The sequence below is a fragment of the Okeania sp. SIO2C2 genome, assembly GCF_010692625.1.
GTDB lineage: Bacteria > Cyanobacteriota > Cyanobacteriia > Cyanobacteriales > Microcoleaceae > Okeania > Okeania hirsuta.
Window position 1 is genome coordinate 51,355 of the sequence record NZ_JAAHGM010000034.1, and the last position, 21,742, is coordinate 73,096.

Annotated in this window: 21 protein-coding genes and 1 pseudogene; 10 read left to right on the forward strand and 12 right to left on the reverse strand. The window is 35.2% G+C overall.

The annotated features are described in order from the left end of the window. The first annotated feature begins 314 nt into the window (after positions 1 to 314). Entirely contained in the window at positions 315 to 1,622 is a 1,308-nt protein-coding gene (gene ctpB / locus F6K18_RS23330; protein WP_287524585.1) for a carboxyl-terminal processing protease CtpB, read from the forward strand. Positions 1,623 to 1,696: 74 nt separating this feature from the next. On the opposite strand, the gene F6K18_RS23335 is transcribed toward ctpB, so the two are convergent. Beyond that, positions 1,697 to 2,623 carry a transposase gene (locus tag F6K18_RS23335; protein WP_287524587.1) on the reverse strand — a complete coding sequence of 309 codons (927 nt, stop codon included), beginning with the start codon at positions 2,621 to 2,623 and terminating at the stop codon, positions 1,697 to 1,699. Between the two features lie 148 nt (positions 2,624 to 2,771). Here F6K18_RS23335 and F6K18_RS23340 point away from each other — a divergent pair. Next, positions 2,772 to 2,867 (forward strand): annotated as a pseudogene (locus tag F6K18_RS23340) (transposase); the annotation flags it as partial. Positions 2,868 to 3,007: 140 nt separating this feature from the next. Here the strand turns inward: F6K18_RS23340 and F6K18_RS23345 are convergent. The 4 genes from F6K18_RS23345 to F6K18_RS23360 all read right to left on the reverse strand — a co-directional run bounded on the left by F6K18_RS23345 (position 3,008) and on the right by F6K18_RS23360 (position 6,513). Next, complete coding sequence (locus F6K18_RS23345) at positions 3,008 to 3,529, reverse strand: MogA/MoaB family molybdenum cofactor biosynthesis protein (RefSeq protein WP_287524589.1); 522 nt, start codon at positions 3,527 to 3,529, stop codon at positions 3,008 to 3,010. 100 nt (positions 3,530 to 3,629) lie between these two features. Beyond that, on the reverse strand, positions 3,630 to 4,280 hold the full coding sequence (locus F6K18_RS23350; protein WP_287524591.1) for a hypothetical protein: 651 nt from the start codon (positions 4,278 to 4,280) through the stop codon (positions 3,630 to 3,632). Positions 4,281 to 4,373: 93 nt separating this feature from the next. Next, on the reverse strand, positions 4,374 to 4,709 hold the full coding sequence (psb28, locus tag F6K18_RS23355) for a photosystem II reaction center protein Psb28 (RefSeq protein WP_287524593.1): 336 nt from the start codon (positions 4,707 to 4,709) through the stop codon (positions 4,374 to 4,376). 787 nt (positions 4,710 to 5,496) lie between these two features. After that, positions 5,497 to 6,513 (reverse strand): M48 family metallopeptidase, encoded by a 1,017-nt coding sequence (locus F6K18_RS23360; protein WP_287524595.1) that lies wholly within the window; start codon positions 6,511 to 6,513, stop codon positions 5,497 to 5,499. A 280-nt stretch (positions 6,514 to 6,793) separates the two neighbouring features. Here F6K18_RS23360 and F6K18_RS23365 point away from each other — a divergent pair, with 280 nt between their 5' ends. Both F6K18_RS23365 and F6K18_RS23370 read left to right on the forward strand, forming a co-directional pair. Continuing rightward, a complete protein-coding gene (locus F6K18_RS23365; RefSeq protein ID WP_287524598.1) occupies positions 6,794 to 7,891 on the forward strand; it encodes an ABC transporter ATP-binding protein in 1,098 nt (365 codons plus the stop codon). Positions 7,892 to 8,440: 549 nt separating this feature from the next. Continuing rightward, complete coding sequence (locus F6K18_RS23370; RefSeq protein ID WP_124144457.1) at positions 8,441 to 9,241, forward strand: ABC transporter permease; 801 nt, start codon at positions 8,441 to 8,443, stop codon at positions 9,239 to 9,241. 161 nt (positions 9,242 to 9,402) lie between these two features. Here the strand turns inward: F6K18_RS23370 and F6K18_RS23375 are convergent, their stop codons facing one another. The 5 genes from F6K18_RS23375 to F6K18_RS23395 form a co-directional block, all read right to left on the reverse strand. Continuing rightward, the gene (locus F6K18_RS23375; RefSeq protein WP_124144456.1) at positions 9,403 to 9,612 is read right to left on the reverse strand and encodes a hypothetical protein; all 210 of its coding nucleotides are present in this window, start codon (positions 9,610 to 9,612) and stop codon (positions 9,403 to 9,405) included. Between the two features lie 189 nt (positions 9,613 to 9,801). Beyond that, a complete protein-coding gene (locus F6K18_RS23380) occupies positions 9,802 to 9,999 on the reverse strand; it encodes a hypothetical protein (protein WP_287524603.1) in 198 nt (65 codons plus the stop codon). A gap of 81 nt (positions 10,000 to 10,080) precedes the next feature. Continuing rightward, on the reverse strand, positions 10,081 to 10,299 hold the full coding sequence (locus F6K18_RS23385) for a hypothetical protein (RefSeq protein WP_287524606.1): 219 nt from the start codon (positions 10,297 to 10,299) through the stop codon (positions 10,081 to 10,083). Between the two features lie 436 nt (positions 10,300 to 10,735). Beyond that, the gene (locus F6K18_RS23390; protein WP_161564459.1) at positions 10,736 to 10,906 is read right to left on the reverse strand and encodes a hypothetical protein; all 171 of its coding nucleotides are present in this window, start codon (positions 10,904 to 10,906) and stop codon (positions 10,736 to 10,738) included. A gap of 840 nt (positions 10,907 to 11,746) precedes the next feature. Continuing rightward, positions 11,747 to 12,205 carry a hypothetical protein gene (locus F6K18_RS23395; RefSeq protein ID WP_287524609.1) on the reverse strand — a complete coding sequence of 153 codons (459 nt, stop codon included), beginning with the start codon at positions 12,203 to 12,205 and terminating at the stop codon, positions 11,747 to 11,749. 496 nt (positions 12,206 to 12,701) lie between these two features. Between F6K18_RS23395 and F6K18_RS23400 the strand changes: the two genes are divergently transcribed. Continuing rightward, positions 12,702 to 14,444 carry a Gldg family protein gene (locus F6K18_RS23400; RefSeq protein ID WP_287524611.1) on the forward strand — a complete coding sequence of 581 codons (1,743 nt, stop codon included), beginning with the start codon at positions 12,702 to 12,704 and terminating at the stop codon, positions 14,442 to 14,444. Positions 14,445 to 14,876: 432 nt separating this feature from the next. Here F6K18_RS23400 and F6K18_RS23405 read toward each other — a convergent pair whose 3' ends face one another. Beyond that, positions 14,877 to 16,208, reverse strand: coding sequence for a cytochrome P450 (locus F6K18_RS23405; RefSeq protein ID WP_287524613.1), 1,332 nt, complete (start codon positions 16,206 to 16,208; stop codon positions 14,877 to 14,879). A gap of 572 nt (positions 16,209 to 16,780) precedes the next feature. Between F6K18_RS23405 and F6K18_RS23410 the strand changes: the two genes are divergently transcribed. The 3 genes from F6K18_RS23410 (at position 16,781) to F6K18_RS36795 (ending at position 18,520) form a co-directional block, all read left to right on the forward strand. Beyond that, entirely contained in the window at positions 16,781 to 17,542 is a 762-nt protein-coding gene (locus tag F6K18_RS23410; RefSeq protein WP_287524615.1) for a DUF4340 domain-containing protein, read from the forward strand. A gap of 362 nt (positions 17,543 to 17,904) precedes the next feature. Further along, positions 17,905 to 18,231: a hypothetical protein gene (locus tag F6K18_RS36790; RefSeq protein WP_353735143.1), complete on the forward strand. Its 327-nt coding sequence runs from the start codon at positions 17,905 to 17,907 to the stop codon at positions 18,229 to 18,231. A gap of 100 nt (positions 18,232 to 18,331) precedes the next feature. After that, the gene (locus tag F6K18_RS36795; RefSeq protein ID WP_353735145.1) at positions 18,332 to 18,520 is read left to right on the forward strand and encodes a hypothetical protein; all 189 of its coding nucleotides are present in this window, start codon (positions 18,332 to 18,334) and stop codon (positions 18,518 to 18,520) included. Between the two features lie 354 nt (positions 18,521 to 18,874). Here F6K18_RS36795 and F6K18_RS23420 read toward each other — a convergent pair whose 3' ends face one another. Further along, positions 18,875 to 18,997 carry a hypothetical protein gene (locus F6K18_RS23420; protein ID WP_287524617.1) on the reverse strand — a complete coding sequence of 41 codons (123 nt, stop codon included), beginning with the start codon at positions 18,995 to 18,997 and terminating at the stop codon, positions 18,875 to 18,877. A 142-nt stretch (positions 18,998 to 19,139) separates the two neighbouring features. Here F6K18_RS23420 and F6K18_RS23425 point away from each other — a divergent pair, with 142 nt between their 5' ends. Beyond that, entirely contained in the window at positions 19,140 to 20,288 is a 1,149-nt protein-coding gene (locus F6K18_RS23425; protein WP_287524620.1) for an ABC transporter ATP-binding protein, read from the forward strand. A gap of 212 nt (positions 20,289 to 20,500) precedes the next feature. Further along, on the forward strand, positions 20,501 to 21,607 hold the full coding sequence (locus F6K18_RS23430; RefSeq protein ID WP_287524634.1) for a spermidine/putrescine ABC transporter substrate-binding protein: 1,107 nt from the start codon (positions 20,501 to 20,503) through the stop codon (positions 21,605 to 21,607). Positions 21,608 to 21,742: the final 135 nt, after the last annotated feature.

The window sequence follows — 21,742 nt, forward strand, 5'->3', positions numbered from 1 at the left end:
ATTGACTCAAAGGAAAATTTTTCTTTATTATCCCCTTAAAAGGGGAAGCTTTAAACCACAATTTTTCGGTAAGAGGATTATCAGTTAATTTATTTTAATTACTTAACTCTTCTCAAATATAGAGTTAGAGACAATAGTCGTAACGGTACAATTTGACTAGACAATAAATTCCCTTGTCACTATAGATACAATAATAAATATATTCAGCTAATATTGTAGTATATTAGACTTCTTTCAAAAAAATACTATCCCATATATCATAAATTAGTGGGAATGTCAATATCAATAAATGTCCAACTACTAAAAAAAATTCAATGAACTCAGCCTCAAAACGCAACTCCATCCTTCAAGCCATTTTGTACAGTGGAGCGATCGCTACAACCACAGCTTTATCTTTATTGGCCCCTACCCTGAGTAAGCCTGCTGAGGCAAATTTAGAAAATAGCCCGAAAGCAGTTCTGGATGAAGCATGGCAAATTGTCAATCGAGACTATGTTGATGGTAGTTTTAATCAGACAGATTGGCAAGCGACTAGGCAAACTTTGTTAGAGAAAAACTATACTTCTAGCGAACAAGCTTATGAAGCATTACGTCAAGCATTAGATCAACTTAATGACCCATATACTCGTTTTCTAGACCCGCAGCAGTTCAAAACTTTGACTAATCAAACATCAGGGGAAATGTCTGGAGTGGGAATGCAGCTAAAGGAGGATGAGCTGACCAAAGTAATTACGGTAGTGAACGTTGTAGAAAATTCTCCAGCTATGAAAGCAGGTTTATTACCAGGAGATCAAATTCTGGAAATTGACGGCAAACCTACTGCTAGTTTGAGTGTATCAGCAGCAGCAAAACTAATTCGAGGTGATGTGGGTACAGATGTTGTACTGCAAGTCATGCGTTCTGGAGAAACAGAATTTGATGTGACTTTAACCAGGGCAAGAATAGAATTACAAGCAGTTCGTTACGATCTTAAGCGTGAAGGGAATAAACGTATTGGCTATATTCATTTACAAGAATTTAGTGCCCACGCTGGAGAACAAATGCAGAAAGCGATCGAAAATCTGGATAATCAAAATGCTGATGGTTATGTTTTAGATTTGCGGGGCAACCCAGGGGGTTTATTGCGCATTAGTATAGATATTGCTCGGATGTTAATGGATAAAGGTGCTATTGTTAGCACAGTTAACCGTAATGGAGAAAAGCAAGAATTGCGGGCAAACCGTTCAGCTTTAACTGATAAACCAATAGTCGTTTTGGTAGATGGTGACTCAGCGAGTGCTAGTGAAATTTTAGCAGGAGCACTTAAAGATAATGGTCGTGCTGTGATTATGGGAGACCAAACTTTTGGGAAAGCTTTGGTACAGTCAGTACATTCTTTATCAGATGGTTCGGGTTTAGCAGTAACTATTGCTCACTATTATACTCCTAAAGGAACTGATATTAGTAAAAAAGGTGTTACTCCTGATATAAGTATAAATTTGACAGATTCTCAAAAACGGCGTTTATATCGACAACCAGGCGCGATCGCTACTATATCAGACCCTTATTATTCGAGAGCGGTAAATTTATTAAAAAATCAAATTTTGTTACGTCCGTTAGTATTGCGGGAACAACAAAATTGAAGTTAGGAATGATGATTTTAGGTATTGCTGAAAATGTTTATGAGAGCTGGAACTAGATTGACATACTCCCGACATCATAATCTGTGATTTGATGCGGGATTCTCATCGTTATTGATGATTCTACGCTTATAGAGACAACTTAAATTAGAAATATTGCTATTACTAATCCAGAGGTCGGACTCTCCCGTAGCTTTTCCTTCGGAATGCTCCGCAAACAGGTTTCTCCAAGGTTCCGAGTGCCGCTCGGTACTGTTGACTATTGCTCCCAACATTTCTAAACCTTTAGCTAGAATGTTTCTTGCTGCATTATGGTCTCTGTCAGCAGTATAGCCACAATGCGGACATTTGTGAGTTCTTACTGACAATGATTTCTTAACTGTCTGCCCACAATTTGAACAATTTTGGCTAGTGAAATGTGGAGGTACTGCTATGCAAGCAATTCCATGCAACTTAGCATAATATTCTAGCCATTCTGTGAACTGATACCAGCTTGCATCAGATATGGACTTAGCTAAACGATTATTCTTAACTAGGTTAGCAATCTTCAAATCTTCATAGACTACCAAATCGTTAGATTGGATTAACGCCCGTGCAGTCTTTACTGCATGGTCTTTATGTTGTCTACTGATTTTGAAATTTGCCCGCGCTAATTGAATTCTTGCTTTGTGGTTAGGGGAGCCGTCGGATTGGCGACGTATATTTGACTGAGGTTTCTTACCTTTCTCGTGGCAACGTGATACTCTACGTTGTAGCTTTTTTAGTCGTTTTTCCGACTTCCTCAAATACTTAGGATTTTCTACAACATAACCATTACTATCAGTATAAAAAGCATTTAAACCTAAATCTATTCCTACTACATTGCCTCCAAAATTATGAGTTTCTTTTCTTTCTATATTTACTAGAAATTGACAATAATAACCATCGGCTCGTCTCACAACTCTTACACGGCTTATTTGTTTTTCTGAATACCAGACTAAATCGCGGCTAGGGCGTGTTTTCAAACTCGCGGTATCTTAAATGTAGAAGCGATCGCTAAACTAAAAGGCCAATGAATCAAGGAGACTTAAGTAATCAACAGTGGCAGAAGTTAAAACCCCTACTTCCACCATTTAAACCCCGAATAAGTAAGCCCAATCACGACCACCGAAAGTGGTCAACGGCATTCTCTGGATACTCAGAACCGGAGCCCCATGGCGAGACCTGCCAGAACGCTATGGAAAATGGCAAAGCGTGGCAACACGGTATTGTAAGCGCGAAGGTAAGGAAGAAGGAAGGAGGAAGAGGGAAGAAGGAGGAAGGCTATTGGGCAAGAAAAAAACCTAAATTTCCTGTAGATCTTCACCCTTGGGTTTACACAAACGATTGCCTTCGGACATGATATTAATTCATATTCCATGCAACTGCGATATTAAGTGAACTAATTCTGGTAAAATTAGTTTTTCTATCCCTAGTTTGACTGCATTGCTAGAACCTGGAAGTGAAAATACTAATTTACCTTGATAAGTTCCAGCAACAGCACGAGAAGCGATCGCCCTGGAACCAATTTCTTGATAACTCAGCCATCTAAATAATTCTCCAAAACCAGGTAAAGTTTTTTCCAATAAATGTTCAATAGCATCATAAGTAGTATCTCTGGAAGCTATTCCTGTTCCGCCATTAAAAATTACAGCATCTATATCTTCTCGGTGACATAGAGATTCCATTTCTGCGATGACTGCCAATTTTTCATCTTTGATAATCTGATATGCTGTTATAGAATGACCTGCACTTCCAAGCATTTCCTGAAGTAACTGACCACTTTTATCTGTTTCTGTTGTGCGGGTATCACTAACCGTAATCACAGCACAACGGACAGTAATATCTGGGGGATTAGGATGAGGAATTTGTCTATCCGTATTTGTTTCCATTCTATCAATAGTTATAATACTCCTTAGGGTTATTCTGATGACTTTAAAAGTGAATTCCTCACCATCAGAAGATGATATAGTGAAGCGTCAAAACTTTAGACTACGAGCAAGATTTAACAAATTCCCAAGTAAAAGGATTCTCCTCTTTGTCTTTGTTTGCTGTTAAAAAAGGAGGATCAAATGTTGCCATAACATTACCATTACGACCATTAGTAATGTAAACTTCCTCATTATATTGAATCGGCCTTGCTTTACTTAAATTGGAGGCTGGTTTGATCAACCATTTAGTACTATCAGGATAATCCTGATCCCTGCTGCTATAACGATAACCGGAATCCCTCCAGTAGTAAAGGCAGTCTCTGTCTCTAAATTTTCCAAGTCGATCACGAGTCAACCTACTCCTACTCAAATTTTCTTGCTCTATAGTCTCTTTATCTATAGTCTGAAGACCAATATAGTCATTTTCAAATATATTACCAAAAACAATAACTTTAAATCTTACAGCCATTGAGGAATCCAATGTTATTGTCGGGTATTCATAATTCCCTGAGTCAGACCTTCCGATATAGATATATATATCTTCGGCATCTTCCTTCTGCTTACTTCTTAAGAAAATAACATCACCACCTTTAATGTTTCGAGTATTTTCACAGTCTGCTGCCAGAGTAGAACGCCCAGTTGTCAAGAAAACCGAGAACATCATCAAAGCAAAAGAAGAAAGCACAGGGATGAATTTTTTTTGCTGGAACATCTGCATTAGTCAAACTTTTTTATAGATGTCTTTTGGGCACTTCACTTTTAGCTGTTAACCCCAGGCTCAAAATTTACTGGCCTGGGGAAACAATTAAGCCTCGCTAAATTCTAAACCATACTTTTCAGCATAACGCTTCATAAACCGCATAAAGCGATCCCAATCTTCTTTAGACTTCATCACATAAAATCCCTCAAGGAATTTAGGCTCACCATTAATAAATTTTGCCTTAACTTCGCGACTGGTCATTTGGCCTTCTTCATCAATCATATACATCCCTGTAATTTCTTGAGTAATATCTTGGCCTAAAGCCTTGGGATCTTCAAAAATAAATGTAGCTGTTCCCTGATTACCACTACGAGAACGAGTTAAACGTACTTTTTCAGTACCTTCTTCATCAAGACCTTGAATAAATTGAATTGCAGTCATCAGTATCTTTTTAATCCTTAAGAAATCGTTAAAATATTATTATAAACACAATCCGATCAAGTTTCACAGAACTGAGTATATAAAAAAAGTCAAGAAAAACATGGATTTGGCTAAAAACTTTAAATAACAATAATTTTAGATAAATTATTTAACTCTTATTAAAAGAAAGAATTTATGACACTATTTCTGTTCATTGGTATTAATAAAATTCCGATTTAATAACTCTAAATATTTACCCAATTCTAGATGAGCTATAAATGGTATAAATATCTTGATATTTCACTTGAAATATAGTGTTTTACAGATACATTAATCATAAATTTTATATAGACAAAGATGCCAATTAATATCTAAATTTAATCATATAGCAAGGAACGAGTTGGTGTTTGACATAAATTGATGATGAACCATAAGCAGAGAAAAGCTTTTACCGAAAAATTTGGGTTTAAAGCCTCCCCTTTTAAGGGGATAATAAAGAAAAATTTTCCTTTGAACCAATCCTCTTCTTTTCAAGGAGATGTAATTAATAATTATTAATTATTAATTATTAATTGTTGAACACTGTTCCCTATTCCCTATTCCCTGCTATAATTAATAGCTAAATTTGAATCTAAATCGCTATTTTAGCTATTGATTTTTCAGGTTTTCCACAAAACTTAGATATTTTCACTTAATCAAGTTACTAGCGACTATCTCTTCAAATACAATTATTTCATAGGCATAATTATCATCAAATAAACATAAGAATATCTATAAATATACACCTTATTAAAATTGAGAATTTTCACTAATCAAATAAACGTTCTATATCATCTCCAGAGGAACCACCACGGCTAGAATTAACTCTCAAAGATGCTCCATCTTTAGAAAAATCATAACTCAAAGGTTCAGTTTGAGAAATAAGGGCTTTACCCTCTTCTACTAGAGATGTTGCTGGAGATTTTACCATTAAATCTTTTAGAGCTTCAATACGTTTAGGTACGGCGGGATGAGTAGTATCAAATTCAGCACCTGGAGTTTGCAGCAAAACATTCATTGCTCTTAAACAACCTTCTGGTTCAAAACCTGCCTTTGCTGAATACAAATATCCCTTTTCGTCAGCCTCCAATTCTCTTTTACGGCTTTCTTCAGCCAAAGTTTGTTCTAATTCTTCTTTTTTCTGAGCAACAATTTCATTTATTTTTTCTTGGCTTGCTTTAGTGCGTTGACGACTAGCATTGCCCAAAACAGCACCACCAACTCTCCCTGCTCTGCCTCCAAATACTCTAGCTGCAGTACCTCCGATAGACATACCAGTTGCCTCTGCTTGAGCATCCTGTTTTTCTGCTAAAACTTCTTGTTGAGCCTCTTGTTCAATTTTTTCGATCAAAGCAAGTTTTTCTACTGGGGCTAAAGCTATGTGCCTTTCAGTATGATGTGCCATTTCGTGGGCAACTATACAAGCTATGGCAGAGGCATCGCCTACAAGTTGGTCTAGGATACCATTGTACATCGCAATGAGATTAACTTCTGTAGCAAAGGCATTGATTTCATATTTGGGAAATATGATGATTCGCCAAGGTTTTTCGTCTAGTCCATTTGCTCTAGCAATACGGTCAACGATTCGATACAGTGCGTAAAGGTCATCAGGTAGTTCTTGTTTGGCCTGTTCGTATATATTTTTTGGTTGTTCGGTGTCTTTTGTCTGTTCTGTTGGGGTAGAATTTTCTGAGGTGGTAGGGTTGGCCTTAACTGATAGTTGATTGTTTGGTAGTAGAAATGTGGCTACTGCTAATGTGGCTAGTATGGTTTTAATTTTTAACATGATATTTTCACCTAAAGTTAAAGTTAAACTAATTTTTTATTAACTAGCGATCGGTATTTTTCGTATCGGAATGCTTTTTAAAGTTAAGACAAACAATATTGATAGCTAGTTTTGTCTTGAAAAATTTAGAATAAACTCACTGGTATAAAATGGTAAATGATGATTTGATCGGATTTATAGTCAGTTAGCAAAGCTATATTTTTACCCAATATTTGAGGTAATCTACCTATTAATAGTTTATCATTAAAAGTTTAGACTTAATCGCTTATTTAAGGTCATAATGATTGAAGTTGAGAAGTTAAGCAAAATTTATGGTTCAACCTCAGCAATTAAGGAGGTATCCTTTGCTGTACAACAAGGAGAAATATTGGGATTTTTAGGTCCGAATGGTGCAGGTAAAACTACAACAATGCGGATATTAGCTGGATATTTGCCTGCTACGAGTGGCACGGCTAAAATTGCTGGTTATGATGTCCATGAAGATTCTATGGCAGTACGACAATTGATTGGTTATCTACCAGAAATTCCGCCATTGTATCCAGAAATGACTGTGGAAAGTTTTTTATTTTTTGTCACAAGAATTAAACGAGTTCCTGCGGGCGATCGCTCTGCTAGAGTTAAGTTGGCAATGAGAAGATGTGGGTTATTAGATAAGCAGAAAGTTTTGATTAGAAAACTATCAAAAGGATATAAACAAAGGGTTGGAATTGCTCAAGCTTTGGTACACGATCCGCAAGTAATTATATTAGATGAACCTACTGTTGGTCTTGACCCTAGACAAATTATTGAAGTGAGAAATTTAATTAAAAGTTTAGCTAATGACCATACAATTATTTTATCTACTCATATTTTGCCTGAAGTTAGTATGACTTGTAATCGAGTGACGATTATTAACTATGGTGAAATTGTCGCTACAGGTAGTCCTGAAGAAATGAGTAATAAATCAGCAAGTGGCTGGGGATATGAAGTAGAAATTGAGGGAGAAAATCTGGCAATGGAAACAGGATTAAAATTATTAGCTGAAGTTCCGGGGGTTCAATCTCTAGAAAAAATTAAGTCAGATAATAAAAGTCGTTTCAGAATACAAATAAAATCTCAACCAGATATGGAACCAGGGAAAGAAATTGCTAATACTATAGTTACAAATGGTTTGAGTTTATGCGAGTTGCGCCGAACTCGTGCTAGTTTAGAAGATGTTTTCTTAGGGTTAACTACAGGTGATATTCCTAAAAATTCATCGATTGAAGCATCGGCAAATTCTGTCATAGATAAAGTGAATAATGACCGAAATATTGAACTTCAGAAAAATCAAAATCCTCTTCCCGATCCTTGGCAAGATGTGACAGAAACAGATGCTCAAGAAGAAAAGAAAAATTGAGGCGATAACCTACAATAAATTTGATAAATATTTGCTACAAATAACTAGGCTATTTATTAGGAGTCAGGAGTCAGAATGAATGGCTTTAATAACAGTTTTTAGGTCGGAAATTCTCTTTCTCTCTTGGTGCGCGTTCCCTCTCTTGGTCGGGGTTCCCATGGCGAGGAGACCTCGCCGGGTTCCGAACGCTTGCGACTGGAGTCGTCGCAGGGTCTCACCGCTTTATCAAAGGGATATCTCCTGCACCTCCCTTTTAATCAAACTTATTATTCGTAACATTATTTGTAAGCATTCAGTAGTCAGCTATCAGTTATCATTTATCAGTTATTAACTTATTATCTAAGAAGGAGAATTTAAAATTATGTTTATGCAGCATTCCGCAGGAAAGAAAAAGGTAACAAGCTAACTTTAGTAAGTCTTGTACGTTCATGCATCTGAATGCTGAATGCTAATAGCTGTTTGCGCAGCATTCCGCAGGAAATGCTTACCATTATTTTTTCAAAATGGTATCACTTCCAGACCACAAAAAAATCAAAAGGATATTAAGCAATGCTAGTAGTAATTAGCAATATTTTGGCAATTTACAGAAAAGAGTTACAAGGATATTTTGCATCACCATTAGCTTATGCAATTACAGGAATATTTTGGTTATTGGCAGGATATTTTTTAGTTGCTATTTTATTAGGACCTGATGGAATTATTCAACAAATTGCGACTAGAGACCAATTAGGAATTACTGAACCGCCAGTCGATGCGCCCTACGAATTTTTGAAGGCTTATTTGGGTATTATGGGTTCTCTTTCTTTGTTTTTACTGCCGATGTTATCCATGAGTTTATATGCAGAAGAAAGAAAACGAGGCACTTTAGAATTATTAGCAACTTCACCTATAACTAACTGGGCAGTAGCAACAGGAAAATTATTAGCTGTATTAACATTTTATATTTCTATGGTATTGCCATTGTTAGGGTTAGAAGCTATTGCTATTGGTGCTGCTGAACCACCTATTTCGCCAGTTTTACTTTTGTTAGGACATGGAGGTTTAATTTTACTAGCTGGAGCAGTATTATCATTAGGAATGTTTATTTCTTCTTTGACAGATAGTACAATTTTGTCTGCCATTCTTACTTTTGCTTTAGTATTATTTTTGTGGGTAATTGATGTTGTAGCAAATAATGTTAGTGGTCCTTTAGCAGAGGCATTAAGACATCTATCAATGCTAACACATTACACTAATATTATTCAGGGGCTTGTGGATACTAGCAGCATAATTATGTTGTTGAGTTATCTTGTTTTGGGAGTATTTTTAACTGCTCAATCAATTGATGCTTTACGGTTCCAGCGTTCTTAATGAGCAAGGAGGAAGAAAGAAGGAAGAAGGGAAAGAAAGGTTCATAAGGGAGAAGGTTTTTTTATGACTGTACTGTGGGAATCTTGTCTGCTAGTAGTGTATTTGACTGATAGGAAAAAATCAGAGAGTGTGTGTAAATAAAGCTGAAGATAAGTGTCTTGTTATTGATTAAGTAGAAAGTCTTGAAACGGATCTACTATTTCTCTTTTATATTTCTCCAAATACTTCTTCTCTTCCAGAGAAAAATTTTTCACTCTGTCATCTAAATTGGTTAATGGTAACAATAATGTATTTGCACCTAAATACCTGTGAACATTTATTAACTTCAGACAATCTTCATTGCTCAACTTTGATAATACACCTTCAGACATTAACAAATTCTATAGACTTTCATCAATTGATTTTTACCGACACCAGATTTCAGTGATGTACTCAATAAGTCCTCCACTAATTAACTCAACAGGAGTATCATTAGTTAAATCTAAACGCTCCTGTTTATTTGCCCACTGAATAAATTTGCCTACATATTTTTTGTAAGTGTCTGTTAGATTCTATCGCATTTATCTGAGTGTTTTATGATTTAGAAAATACCAAGCTTTACTAATCATAAATTCTGCTTCTACCTCTTGACTTTCTGAGTGAGTATTCAATAGTTTGAGCCATGTTTCTAGAATCTCAACAGGAAAACCTTTTCCTATAGTTTTATCCAGAAAAATCTTCCGTTTTATATCGTCCTCGTAAAGAAAAAAGGAACTCAACTTTCTCTAGATAAGTCTCTAGATAATCTTTCAAGCTATTATTTTGGACTTTCCTTGAGGTTAAAAATAATTCAAACGGATCTAGAGGTTTATCTGAAAATTTGTCAGAGACTTATCCGTAAATTTGCTTGGGGATTTATCTTGAAAATATAGAGAATTAAACCATTGATAAACTGCCATAAAATTATCTGTCTGAAACTTAACTCTCTCTTCTAGAAAACTGATGCTCTTTTCAATCATAGATTTCAATAGTGGCAAACTTTGTTCATAGGTTGATGAGTGTAATTCTAGACAAGTCATATAAAGCTTACTAGCTTCATAATTAGGGTTTGCTGAAAAAGTCTTATGGGTAAGGGTAGGAGACAGGAGACAGGAGACAGGAGACAGGAGAAATGGGAATTATAAAGGAGGTAGGAGGAAGAATAATCAAGGGATTATTCTGCGCAACTATGAGCCTAAAATGCTAATTTTTTGAACCATTACGACCATTAAGCTTGGACTTTTTTTTACTAAAAAATGCGCTCAACCTTTATATATCAATGCTTTTAGATTTATTCAGCAAGCCCTAATTAGTAATATCATGTCCGGTTGAACAGTTATAAATAAACGACTAAGGAATCAGGAGTCAGGAGGGAAGAAAGAAGAAGTAAAGAGAAACTTTTTTTTATCACTAATTATCCGGACATGATATAAGTTCTAAACTATTAGCAATCTCAGGAATATGGAAAATACCTCTCTATTTTTCTAATAAATATAAATTCAAAGAATCTAGTGCATCAGGAAAATTTTTCTGCCAATATTGCTTTAAATTACTTTGATTAAAAGTTTCTATATCTAGAATAGGAAAAAGTTGTTCGATCAACAGATTTTTAAAATTATCCCTCGTGATTTCTCCAACTAATGCCAAACCCGTAAATGTATTGAAGAACTATCTAGCTTAACTATTATTTGTGCCCACTTACAGTATTCAGGGTCAACCGAACCTATAGCTAAAGATATTTTATTATGTGCATTAGTAGGGAGGAAAAGGAAAATACTATAGAGAATTATAAGTAATTAGTCTTTTTCCTCTTGTTCGCCAGTAAGCAATAGTCTTTTACCATTCAAAATTACTGCTAGTGCTTGAAGCGAAATTTTTTTCACATATTCGGGAAGCTCTTCACAAAATTTTTCTATTGGAATCTTTACTTTTTCATCTTTTGGTAATAAGTTAAAAAAGCTTTATTTTCCCAAAATTCAGTAATTTTTCTCATAATGATCAGGCAAATTTACATTACTGAAAGTTGGTATTGATATATCATTCAAAGCTACTAATAACCAAAAAAATCGATTGTTAAATTCAGCCATTTCTGCTTCAGAAAAAAAATATAACGGTGCTGGAAAAATGAGAGGTTTCCATTCAACAAAGGTGTTTTTTTATCCCGACTACTAGCAAGAGCAGCTTGAGTAAGTATAATTTATTTTTTTGGCAAAATAGAAGTATTATTCCTACAAATTTCTACAGCTTGGCGATTATGATCGCTACTTTAAATTCCCCAAAAGTAATAATTTTTTTCATGTATATCTTCCAGCTCTGAGATATTATTCTTTAAACTTTCACTGTGCGAAACTAGACGGTATTCACTTTCATTTTCTACAAAATTGCCATAGATAAACTGGTCAAATTTAGATGCTTGAAAAGTATTAGGAATGTTTGACAGACAACTCTTAATTCCTCTCGCTAACCATTCAATAGGCGAAATTATATTTATTGGCTTGAAGCGTCATAACTTTGTGAAACAGATTTTCTAATTTCACGTTTTGGAACTTTAAGAAAACGCTTTTCCGACTGCAATAAATCGGAATATTTATTTAGATGAACATAATAATCCTGTCGTAAATGTTTATAAATAGACTCAGCTTTAGCAGGATGCTGAGGATTAATAGGCTGAGGAGGAAATGGCAAATTAGTAAACTCATGGAAATTTTTCGGAATATTTTCAAAGCCTAATTCTCGATAATAAGGTGTAATAATCTCTTGAATAAAAGAAGATTCAGAGTGAAAAAAAACCTTAGCACAAGCATCCCCTTCGTGATGATAAATATTACTTTGAACAGTAGTACAAGGCAAGCGATCGCTACTAGGAATAATTTCTTGATCCTCTTCATCTGTTAGTCCAGCTACATTTTGTAGAAAGGTACTCTTACCTTGACGTGCTAACCCCACAACACCAATATTAATTGTGTCGCGATTAAGTCTTTGCCAGAGATTTTCCCAGACCTTACGTTAAAGAAGAGAATTTACTAAAAGAAAAAAAAATCTTCTCTTGGTCGATTATGGGGAGGAGACCCGCTCTGATCAGAGCCGCTCCGAAGTACGCCATCCCACCCTACGGGAAGCTCCGAAGATCGACCGCTTTTTTCTCCTTTAAAGGAGAGGCTTTAAACCTTAATTATTCAGTAATGAAAAACAAAGGGAATAAGTAAATAATTCATTGCATAAATCCCTAAATTTATTCATAATATTGTTTCTGTGTTATACTAACTTGAAAAAAGAGTGTTACAAAGAGTTTCAAACTTTAGATGTGAAATAATTTCCTGAAATTAGTTTAGCATTAGAGTTTTGAGCCTATAAAATATTACTTTTGACTTTTAACTTCCGTAAAACTTTATTATTCCTGATTTCCTATTCAAGACAATTTACAGATAGAAAAAAAGATAATATGAACAGTATCAAAAGTACTTGGACTTATATATTTTGGCTAGGACCAATTTTAACTATTATCGGTGTATCAGCAGGTGTTGTTTCAGGAACTTGGGAACCTATACCATTAAGTTTAATCACTACTGGCATAGTCATAATTGGTTTGTGGATTTTTTATCAAGCTTATTCTGTAGAACAAAACTCAACTACAACTTGGTGGAGTGGTCGAGCAACCGAAGCAGGCACAAACGCAATTTTTGCTACTATTTCAGTATTGATTATCTTGGCACTAATTAACTTTCTAGCAGTTCGTTATCAAACTAGAATAGACTTTACTGAAAATCAAAAATTTACATTATCGCCTCAAACAATTGAAGTATTAGAAAATCTCGAACAACCAGTTAAACTTTGGATATTCGATCGAGGAGAAAATCCTCAATATACTCAACTAATAGAAAACTATCAAAGACAAGGAAATGGTAAATTTAATTTTGAGTTAGTAGACCCCCAGAAACAACCAGGAAAAGCTAATGAATTTGGGGTACAACAATTAGGAGAAATTTATCTCGAAGCAGGAGAAAGAAAAGAAGTTATTATTAGTAGAAAACTAGAACCTCTCACAGAATCTAAACTAACTAACAGCATAGAAGAAATACTCGGTGGCAAAATTTTAACAATATACTTTATTCAAGGTCACGGTGAAAGGGAATTAGAAGAAGGGGAAAGAGGTTTTTCCGAAGCTCTAAAAGCTCTTGAAAATAAAAAATATATAGTAGAGTCGATAAATTTGGCAAGTATTTCTCAAGTGCCAGAAGATGCAGATATGATAATTATTGCTGGTCCGCAAAGAGAATTTTTAGAGGCAGAAGTTACCGCTTTAAAAGAATATTTAGATGGAGGTGGTGGTGTGTTTATTATGTTAGACCCAAGCACCGACCCAGAATTAGATGATTTATTTGAAGAGTGGGGAGTATTAGTTGACGATCGCCTGGCAATAGATGACCCAAGTATTGGTCGGTTAGTAGGTCTTGACCCTTGGGTGGTATTAGTTAGTAGCTACGGAGAACATCCTATTACTGATGATTTTAGTAATGGTATTTCATTGTATCCTTTTGCTCGACCCATAGAAAGTCAAACCGTGGATGGAATAGTAGAAAGTCCTCTAATTTGGACTAATGACCAAAGTTGGGCCGAAACAGATTTAAGGGGTCAGTTACAGTTTAATGAGGGTCGCGATCGCCTTGGACCATTATCAATAGGTGTAGCTTTTACTCGTTCTTCTACTGTAGAAAAAAGTGATGAAACAGGATTAGACCTTACTCCCATTCCTCCACTTCCTGGTCAACCACCGAATGAACCAGTGGCAACTTCTACTTCAGAGTTAGAAGAGCAAAAAGAGATAATTTCTGCTGAAGTTATTCCCCCACTTCCTGGTCAACCACCAGATGAATTTGACCCTACAGAAACAGTAGAAAAATCAGAGAATACATCTGAAGAAGCACGTTTAGTAGTGTTAGGAAATTCTCAATTTGCGACAAACGGTTGGTTTCAACAACAATTAAATAAAGATGTTTTTCTTAACTCAGTTTCTTGGTTAGGTAAACCAGAAGAAAAAATACTTTCTATTAGTCCGAAAAAAACCACAAACCGTCGTATTGCAATGAGGTTAGTACGAGCTAGATTTTTAAGTTGGATGGCAATAGTAATTTTACCATTTTTAGGCTTTACAATTGGTGGAATTATATGGTGGCGAAGACAATAAATTAAAATTTATAGTAATAGAAAGTTGAAAAAGATTAATATTTGAGAGAAAGGGAGACAGGTAAAAGGTAAGCATTCAGCAGTCAGCTATCAGCTATCAGCCATTAACTCATTATTTTGGAACGATAAATTAGACTCCAAGGAGAATTAAAAGTTATTAAGAAAAAGGTCATCAACTAACCTTAGTAAGTATTAAGTTCAAAAGCTATTTGCGCAGCATTCCGCAGGAAAAGCTGAATACTAATAGTTGAATCCTTACGGTAAAAGTGAAAAGTCATAAGAGATTTCAGCAAGAGAAAAAATTACAATCTAGTGTGACAAATCATTTATAATTGGAGTTTAGGGTCTTTAAAGGCATCAGAAGTCTACGGTGATGCATCGGTTTTCACAGTAGGTAAGCAAGGCCATTTCATTGTAGATTTTGACAGTTAATTTACTTTTGCGTAAAGCAAACTTCTATTTTATTTGCTGGGCGAGCAACAGGAAATGTATTAATTGTCAAATCTTGATTCTCTTTAAATTTCCAACTACAATTATCTAGTAGGGCAGATATAAAAATTTTGATGACCAAATAAGCAAATTCTTTGCCTATACACTCCCTTACACCACCTCCAAATGGGATATAACAAAGAGGTTTCTTTTGATCTTCAGCATTTACAAGATTAAACCGTTCTGGATTAAATCTTTCTGGTTGCTCATATATTTCTGGGTCTTGAAGAACTGAACTAATTCGATAACCTACATTCCATCCTTTAGGAATTCGGAATCCCTGAAAAGAGCAATCTTGAAGAACTTCTCGAAGTCCACCACTCACAGGAGGAGCTAGCCGTAATACTTCTTTGATAACTTGTTCTAGATCAACCATTTTCTTTAATTTAGCGAAAGATAGTGGTTCTGATTTATCCAATTTTTCATGTTCTATTTGAAGTAAGTTTAAAACATCTAAATGCTCTGTTGTTAAGATCAAAAAAGAAGTTAATGCTGAACTTAATTCCTTTTTTCCTAATGATAAAAGATTAACCATTTGTTCTACTATTTCTGTTATAGTTATTTGGTTATGCGTTTGTTCTCGAACTGTAAGTAATATACCTAATACATCTGAACCAAAATCACTCTCTTTCTGTCTTTTTACAATGATTTGTTCAAATTGATTAAATAATTTATCCTTACTTTTTAAAGCACAACCTAATTTAGTCCAAGGAAAAGCTAACGGAATGGTATTTAATCCTGACATCATGTCTTTTAAATAATTACCGATTTCACTTTCTGAAGCAGAATCTATACCTAGCAATAATTTCAAAACAAGGTCTAAAGTATAATTATTTATTTCAAAATATAAATCTACAAAATCAGATTTTATCCATTTTAAAAAATAGCCTTGACTCAAATTATGAATGGTATTAATATAGTTATTTAGCGCTTGCTTCTTGAGAACTTGAGCTAATAGTTTTTGTCTATCTCTATGTTCTTTACCTACCAACCTAGTAATATCAGTTTTACCAAAAATTATTTGAGAATTTTTGAAAATGATAGGTGATGTAAAGTATTTGTTTTCATTAGTTAAAACAAATTTTACAGCTTCATATCCTTGAAAGTAAATAAATTTTTTACCTCGAATTCTGGTTTTATAAATAGGACCATATTTTTCGTACATTTCTTTTATATAGTCTTGATAATTCTTGGGAAATATTTTGTTTTTTCCAATAAAAGGTAATCCTAAATTACCAGGTGGCAAAGGCAAAGAAGAAGCTGGATTAATATTCATAAATATTGAAATTTCCTCATTAGATTTGTGACTCTTTCAAAAAAGATTAAACATACTGTATCACTATACTATATTATTACAAAAAACAACTTTGACACAGTGTTTAAAGACTTGAGTTTAGACTAAGTAGGTAGGCTAGGCGTTAAAGTTTATTTTTAGACAAAGGCAGTAGGCAGAGGGCAGCAGGAGCTGTTTGCGCAGCATGACCTAGGAAAGGAAAGAGACTTATGAGCTACTTGACTTTTTATTACATACTTTGTTTTTTTCGTTCCTACCTACTTAACTTACCCCAAGAACAGGCAAAAGATTTTTTCTTCTCCCAGTCCTTATTTAACTGTTGCCTGTTGCCTATTCCTTCTCCCGAAGGGAGTTGAACTTTTTCAAACTCAAATTATCAGAAAAATATTAAACATAAATACTTAATTATTTATTTGTTTTATTTCTATTGGCAACCGTTATTTTCTCCTGATTCCTGACTCCTTATTCTTTCTACTACGTTTTGAAGTTCAAAATGTAGGATTGAAATTTAATTTACTTCGAGAATAAAACTTTTTTCAGAACTCGTAAATGTTATGAAAATCAAGAAAACAACTTTAACGTTAATATTAACAGCACTTGCTTTAGGTGGGTTTGTTTATTTTTATGAAATTAGAGGTAAGCAACAACAAGCTGAATTGCAAGAACAACAAAAACAGGTGTTTAATTTTCAGTCAGAAGAAATTCAGGCTATTACTATCAAACAAGAATCAGAAATATTAACTTTAACAAAGGATGAAAATGCCGAAGAAGCAACTTGGAAAATAACTGCACCTACAGAAAAAGAAGCTGATTTACTAACAGTAGAATTTTTGTTAGACCAAATAACAGGATTAAAAAGCGATCGCTCTATTAATACTCCTGTTTCTCAGTTATCTGAATATGGTTTAGAAAAACCAGAAATTACTGTAGAAATTAAACTTCAAGATGAGCGAACTAGGAGATTGTTTTTAGGAAAAGCAGATTTTGATGGTACTTCTATATATTCTCAAGTAGAAGTTGAAGGAGAACCGCCAAAAGAGGTGTCTGTTTTGTTATTATCTGTCAATTTCAAAAATGTTTTAACTAAACCAGTTGCAGAATGGGAAAAACAAGAAAAACCGGAAGAATCATCTGCTGAAACAGAAGAATCTACTGAAAAAAAAGATGAACCGGAAACAGCTAAACCATCATCTGAAAAATCTCCCGAACAATTAGAAGAATCTACTGAGAAAAAAGATGATGTGCAAATAGAAAAATCATCTCCTAAACCGGAGGGGTCTCCTTCACCTACTGATGATTATTTACTGACAGAATAACTAAATTGATAGGTGGAATTATCCAATAATTAACAATTACAGCAAATTTGAGGATAGTGAGGTAAAGTTTAAGACTAATCTATAATTTTTATTCATTCCTTGTTCCCAGAACACAGATCCTGTGTTCCCTAAAAACATAAAATTTTGTACCTTATCAACTCGAAAACTGCTGTAATAATTAATAATTACCTATCCTTAAAATAATAGGATTGACTAAAAGTATTTTTTTCTTGTATCTCCTGAAAATGAGAAGCTTTAAACCTTAATTATTCGATAAATTTTCTAGAAATGAGAGCTAAAATGTAACGCTCAATTAATATCGTAGAATAGAACTAATATAAAATTACATAAAAGAGATTAATATGATTGTAGAAGCTACCCCACAATTAATGACCTTAGACGAATTTTCAGATTGCTATCCAGATGGTTATGGTACTGATGAATTACACAATGGAGTTGTTTTTGAAATACAGTCTACAGGAACTCACGAACAAGTAGCAGGTTTTCTCGCCCTTAAACTAGGAGTACAAATCGAACTTCTTGAACTTCCTTATATTATTCCCAGGCAAGCAGTTGTTAAACCGATAGATACAAATAAATCTGGTGATAATCCAGACGTAATTTTTCTGGATGAATCTGCTTTAAAAGATGAGCCTTTATGGAAAAAACGTTCCACAATTACTCAATGAAAAACAATTAAGCTAATTATTGAACTTGTGAGTACAAATTGGCGTAATTTATGGTCATAAATTAATTGATTATGAGGGTTTAGAAATACCAGAAGATTGGATAGTTGATTATTTAGGATTAGGGGGAAAACATTATAGAGGCAACCCAAAACAACCTACTTTGTCAATTTATCAGTTAATTGACGAAGAATATCAAGTACAACAATTTAGAGGAGATGAAAAAATTATTTATCCTACATTTCCAGAGCTTAAATTAATCGCCCAACAGATTTTTGCAGTAGGAGATTAAAAATATGAAAAATCTTATTTTTCATTTCCTAGACAAACAACTAAAAAGCAGAACAATTCAAAATTTGTAGGGGTTAACGGCCGTTAACCCCTACTATATTTAGTGGTTATGCGTAATACCATGCATGAAAAAAGAATGTTACGAATAATCAGCATGATTATAAAGATATTTGCAGGAGATGTCCCTTTGACAAAGCGGTCGTTAGCGTAGCTTCCCGTAGGGTGGGATGGCGATCTTCGGAGCGGGTCTGCAAGAACGGGTCTCCTCGCCATATCCAATCGACCAAGACAGCGGTGCGACCCCGCGACGACACCAGTCGCACCTAGTAGCGCAACAAGAGAAAAAGAGAATTTCCTAGCTAAAAACTGGTATTGAAACTATTCCCGTGTGACTCAGTCCTCCTGACTTCCTCTCCTGGGAGGGGGAGGGGCGAGGGGTGGGTTGACTTCTAAGAAATATCCTAGCTATTTGTAGCAAACATTTATCAAAATGGTATAAGTCCTGACCCAAATAGATGAAGCGCAATAGCCAGAACTGCTAAAATACTGAAAAATATTACACTTAAATTCAATAAGACCCAGATTTCCAGAGTAACTTTCCCACTTATGACATAGCAACCATGACTCAAACTGCACTAAATATAGGGACAACAGTAACCGACACCCAAAATGACGTTGAACTGCGTAAAGTATTCAAAGTGTTTGAAGGCCATACAGCAGTAAGAGGTGTGGACCTGAATATCCGTCAAGGAGAATTTTTTAGTATTCTTGGCCCTTCTGGCTGTGGCAAGACTACAACATTACGCTTAATTGCTGGGTTTGAATCCCCATCAGCAGGTGAAATAATGATTAGGGGAGTATCCATGAATCAAACTCCTCCTTACCGTCGCCCTGTAAATACTGTTTTCCAAAGCTACGCTCTATTTAATCATCTCAGCGTCAAAGATAATATTGCCTTTGGACTACGAATTAAACGTGTAGGAAAAACTGAAACCGAAGAAAAAGTGGCACAAGTTTTACGACTGGTGAAAATGGAAAAATTTGCCGATCGCTATCCCAATCAAATATCTGGTGGGCAACAACAAAGGGTAGCTTTAGCAAGGGCGTTGGTAAATCGTCCAGCAGTATTATTATTAGATGAACCTCTTGGTGCCCTAGACTTGAAACTACGCAAACAAATGCAAATGGAATTGTCTAGCTTACATCAAGATTTAGGCGTTACATTTGTGATGGTAACTCACGACCAAGAAGAAGCTATGAGTATGTCTGACCGTATTGCCGTGATGCACGAAGGTAGAATAGAGCAGATAGGTTCTCCTCAAGAAATTTACGAGCACCCTGAAAGTCCTTTTGTCGCAGATTTTATTGGAGAAACGAATTTATTTCAGGGTAGAGTTGAATTTATCGATCATTCAAATATAGTAGTTAAGACAGATCGTGGTATTAAAATTGTTGTACAACAATCAACAGTTAGTGAAGAGGCAAAAAACGGAGAGATTTATGCAGGTGCTACCGTAGTCGTCAGTGTGCGGCCAGAAAAAATAGAGCTAAGTCTTTATTCCCTAGATATATCAGAAAATTGCTTTGAAGGTAGATTAATAAATGTTATGTATATGGGGACTCATGTATATTATCATGTAAATTTGTTGTCAGGCGATCGCATGACGATCAGGCAGCCCAGTACACAAGGAACTTTGCCCAGCGCAGATACCCCTATCTATCTTTATTGGGCAAAACAAGATTGTTTGGCTCTAAGCGAGACAAGATAACAAAAACGTAAACTAAATTTTCACTATTGAAAAATTACCGAATAATTAAGGTTTAAAGCCTCTCCTTGAAAGGAGAAAAAATTTTCCTTAAGAGTCTAATCCTCTCCTTGAAAAGAAGAGGTAATTGTTAATTATTAATTATTAATTATTAATTATTGAAAGTGCCTCCAACTAATTTCGAGAAATATCGGGGAAATGTTATTGCTGCATCTATTAACAAGCAAGATGCTCGCACTTCTAGACGTCAATTTCTCAAAACGTCAGCAGCTACCATCGCAGCTTCAGCTCTTTCTAGCTGTGGTTGGAGATTAGCTGAAGTAAAATCTAACCCCCGAATGCAGGGAGATTCAGATTTACTCTATATATATACTTGGGCAGGTTATACAGACCAAGATTTGCTAGACCGCTTCTACGATGAAACAGGTATCAAAGTAGTTGCAGATGTGTTTGACTCTAATGAGTCGATGCTAGCTAGAGTGCAAGCTGGAGGAGGTGGAGCATATAGCATCATCTATCCATCTGATTATATGGTGCAAAAAATGGAATCCCTGGGTTTGTTGACAGAGTTAGACCATTCTCTAATTCTTGGTTTAGACGATCTGTTCCCAGAATTTCAAGACCCTATATATGACCCTGGTAATGTCTATAGTGTACCCATAAGTTGGGGTACTACTGGTTTAATTTACAATAGCAAACTGTTACCCACTGCGCCCACTGACTGGGAGTATCTCTGGGAAAATAAAAATTTAATATCAAAGCGCCTGACTCTAGCTAATGACGTGCGCGAGGTGATGGGGTGTGCTTTGCGAAAGCTGGGATATTCCTACAACTCTACTAATGTTGAAAGTATCAGGGAAGCTTACCAAGAGTTACTCATACTTAGACCAGCGATCGCCTCTTTTACTACAGATGGTTGGCGGTCTCAAATTTTGGTAGAAGATTTGTTGATAGCTATGTGTTATTCTTCTGATGCTGCAGAAATTAAACCAGAAAATGAAGATTTAGAATATATTACTCCCCGCAGTGGTTCCTCTCTGTGGACGGATACATTAGTGATTCCCAAAAATGCTCCTAACCCTGATGGTGCCTATCAGTGGATTAATTTTATGTTACAGCCAGATATAGCTGCTGAAATTGTGGAGAGACTCAGTTTTGCTACACCTTCTCGTGAAGCTTATCGAAGATTATCAGAAGAACTAAAAGAAGATCCTACTTTATTTCCCCCAGAATCAATTATTGAAAAGTGTGAAAGTTTAGTTCCACTGGGTAAATATGAAGAAGTTTATGATGAATACTGGACGAAATTAAGAAGTGGTTAACGAAGTCAGAAGTCAGAAGTCAGAAGTCAGAAGTTATTTTTTGTAACGGGTATTTGAGCAACCCTCATTATTATTATTTTGATAATTGAAAGAAGGAGCAAGGAAGAAGGAAGAAAAAAGAAGGAGGAAGGCAAA

Coding starts and splice junctions, on each gene's coding strand:
- psb28 (WP_287524593.1), bottom strand. CDS start 4,709: ATGACTGCAATTCAATTTATTCAAGGTCTTGATGAAGAAGGTACTGAA.
- F6K18_RS23360 (WP_287524595.1), bottom strand. CDS start 6,513: ATGTTAAAAATTAAAACCATACTAGCCACATTAGCAGTAGCCACATTT.
- F6K18_RS23350 (WP_287524591.1), bottom strand. CDS start 4,280: ATGTTCCAGCAAAAAAAATTCATCCCTGTGCTTTCTTCTTTTGCTTTG.
- F6K18_RS36790 (WP_353735143.1), top strand. CDS start 17,905: ATGATTGTAGAAGCTACCCCACAATTAATGACCTTAGACGAATTTTCA.
- F6K18_RS23345 (WP_287524589.1), bottom strand. CDS start 3,529: ATGGAAACAAATACGGATAGACAAATTCCTCATCCTAATCCCCCAGAT.
- F6K18_RS23410 (WP_287524615.1), top strand. CDS start 16,781: ATGAAAATCAAGAAAACAACTTTAACGTTAATATTAACAGCACTTGCT.
- F6K18_RS23405 (WP_287524613.1), bottom strand. CDS start 16,208: ATGAATATTAATCCAGCTTCTTCTTTGCCTTTGCCACCTGGTAATTTA.
- F6K18_RS23400 (WP_287524611.1), top strand. CDS start 12,702: ATGAACAGTATCAAAAGTACTTGGACTTATATATTTTGGCTAGGACCA.
- F6K18_RS23385 (WP_287524606.1), bottom strand. CDS start 10,299: ATGACTTGTCTAGAATTACACTCATCAACCTATGAACAAAGTTTGCCA.
- F6K18_RS23365 (WP_287524598.1), top strand. CDS start 6,794: ATGATTGAAGTTGAGAAGTTAAGCAAAATTTATGGTTCAACCTCAGCA.
- ctpB (WP_287524585.1), top strand. CDS start 315: ATGAACTCAGCCTCAAAACGCAACTCCATCCTTCAAGCCATTTTGTAC.
- F6K18_RS23370 (WP_124144457.1), top strand. CDS start 8,441: ATGCTAGTAGTAATTAGCAATATTTTGGCAATTTACAGAAAAGAGTTA.
- F6K18_RS23425 (WP_287524620.1), top strand. CDS start 19,140: ATGACTCAAACTGCACTAAATATAGGGACAACAGTAACCGACACCCAA.
- F6K18_RS23375 (WP_124144456.1), bottom strand. CDS start 9,612: ATGTCTGAAGGTGTATTATCAAAGTTGAGCAATGAAGATTGTCTGAAG.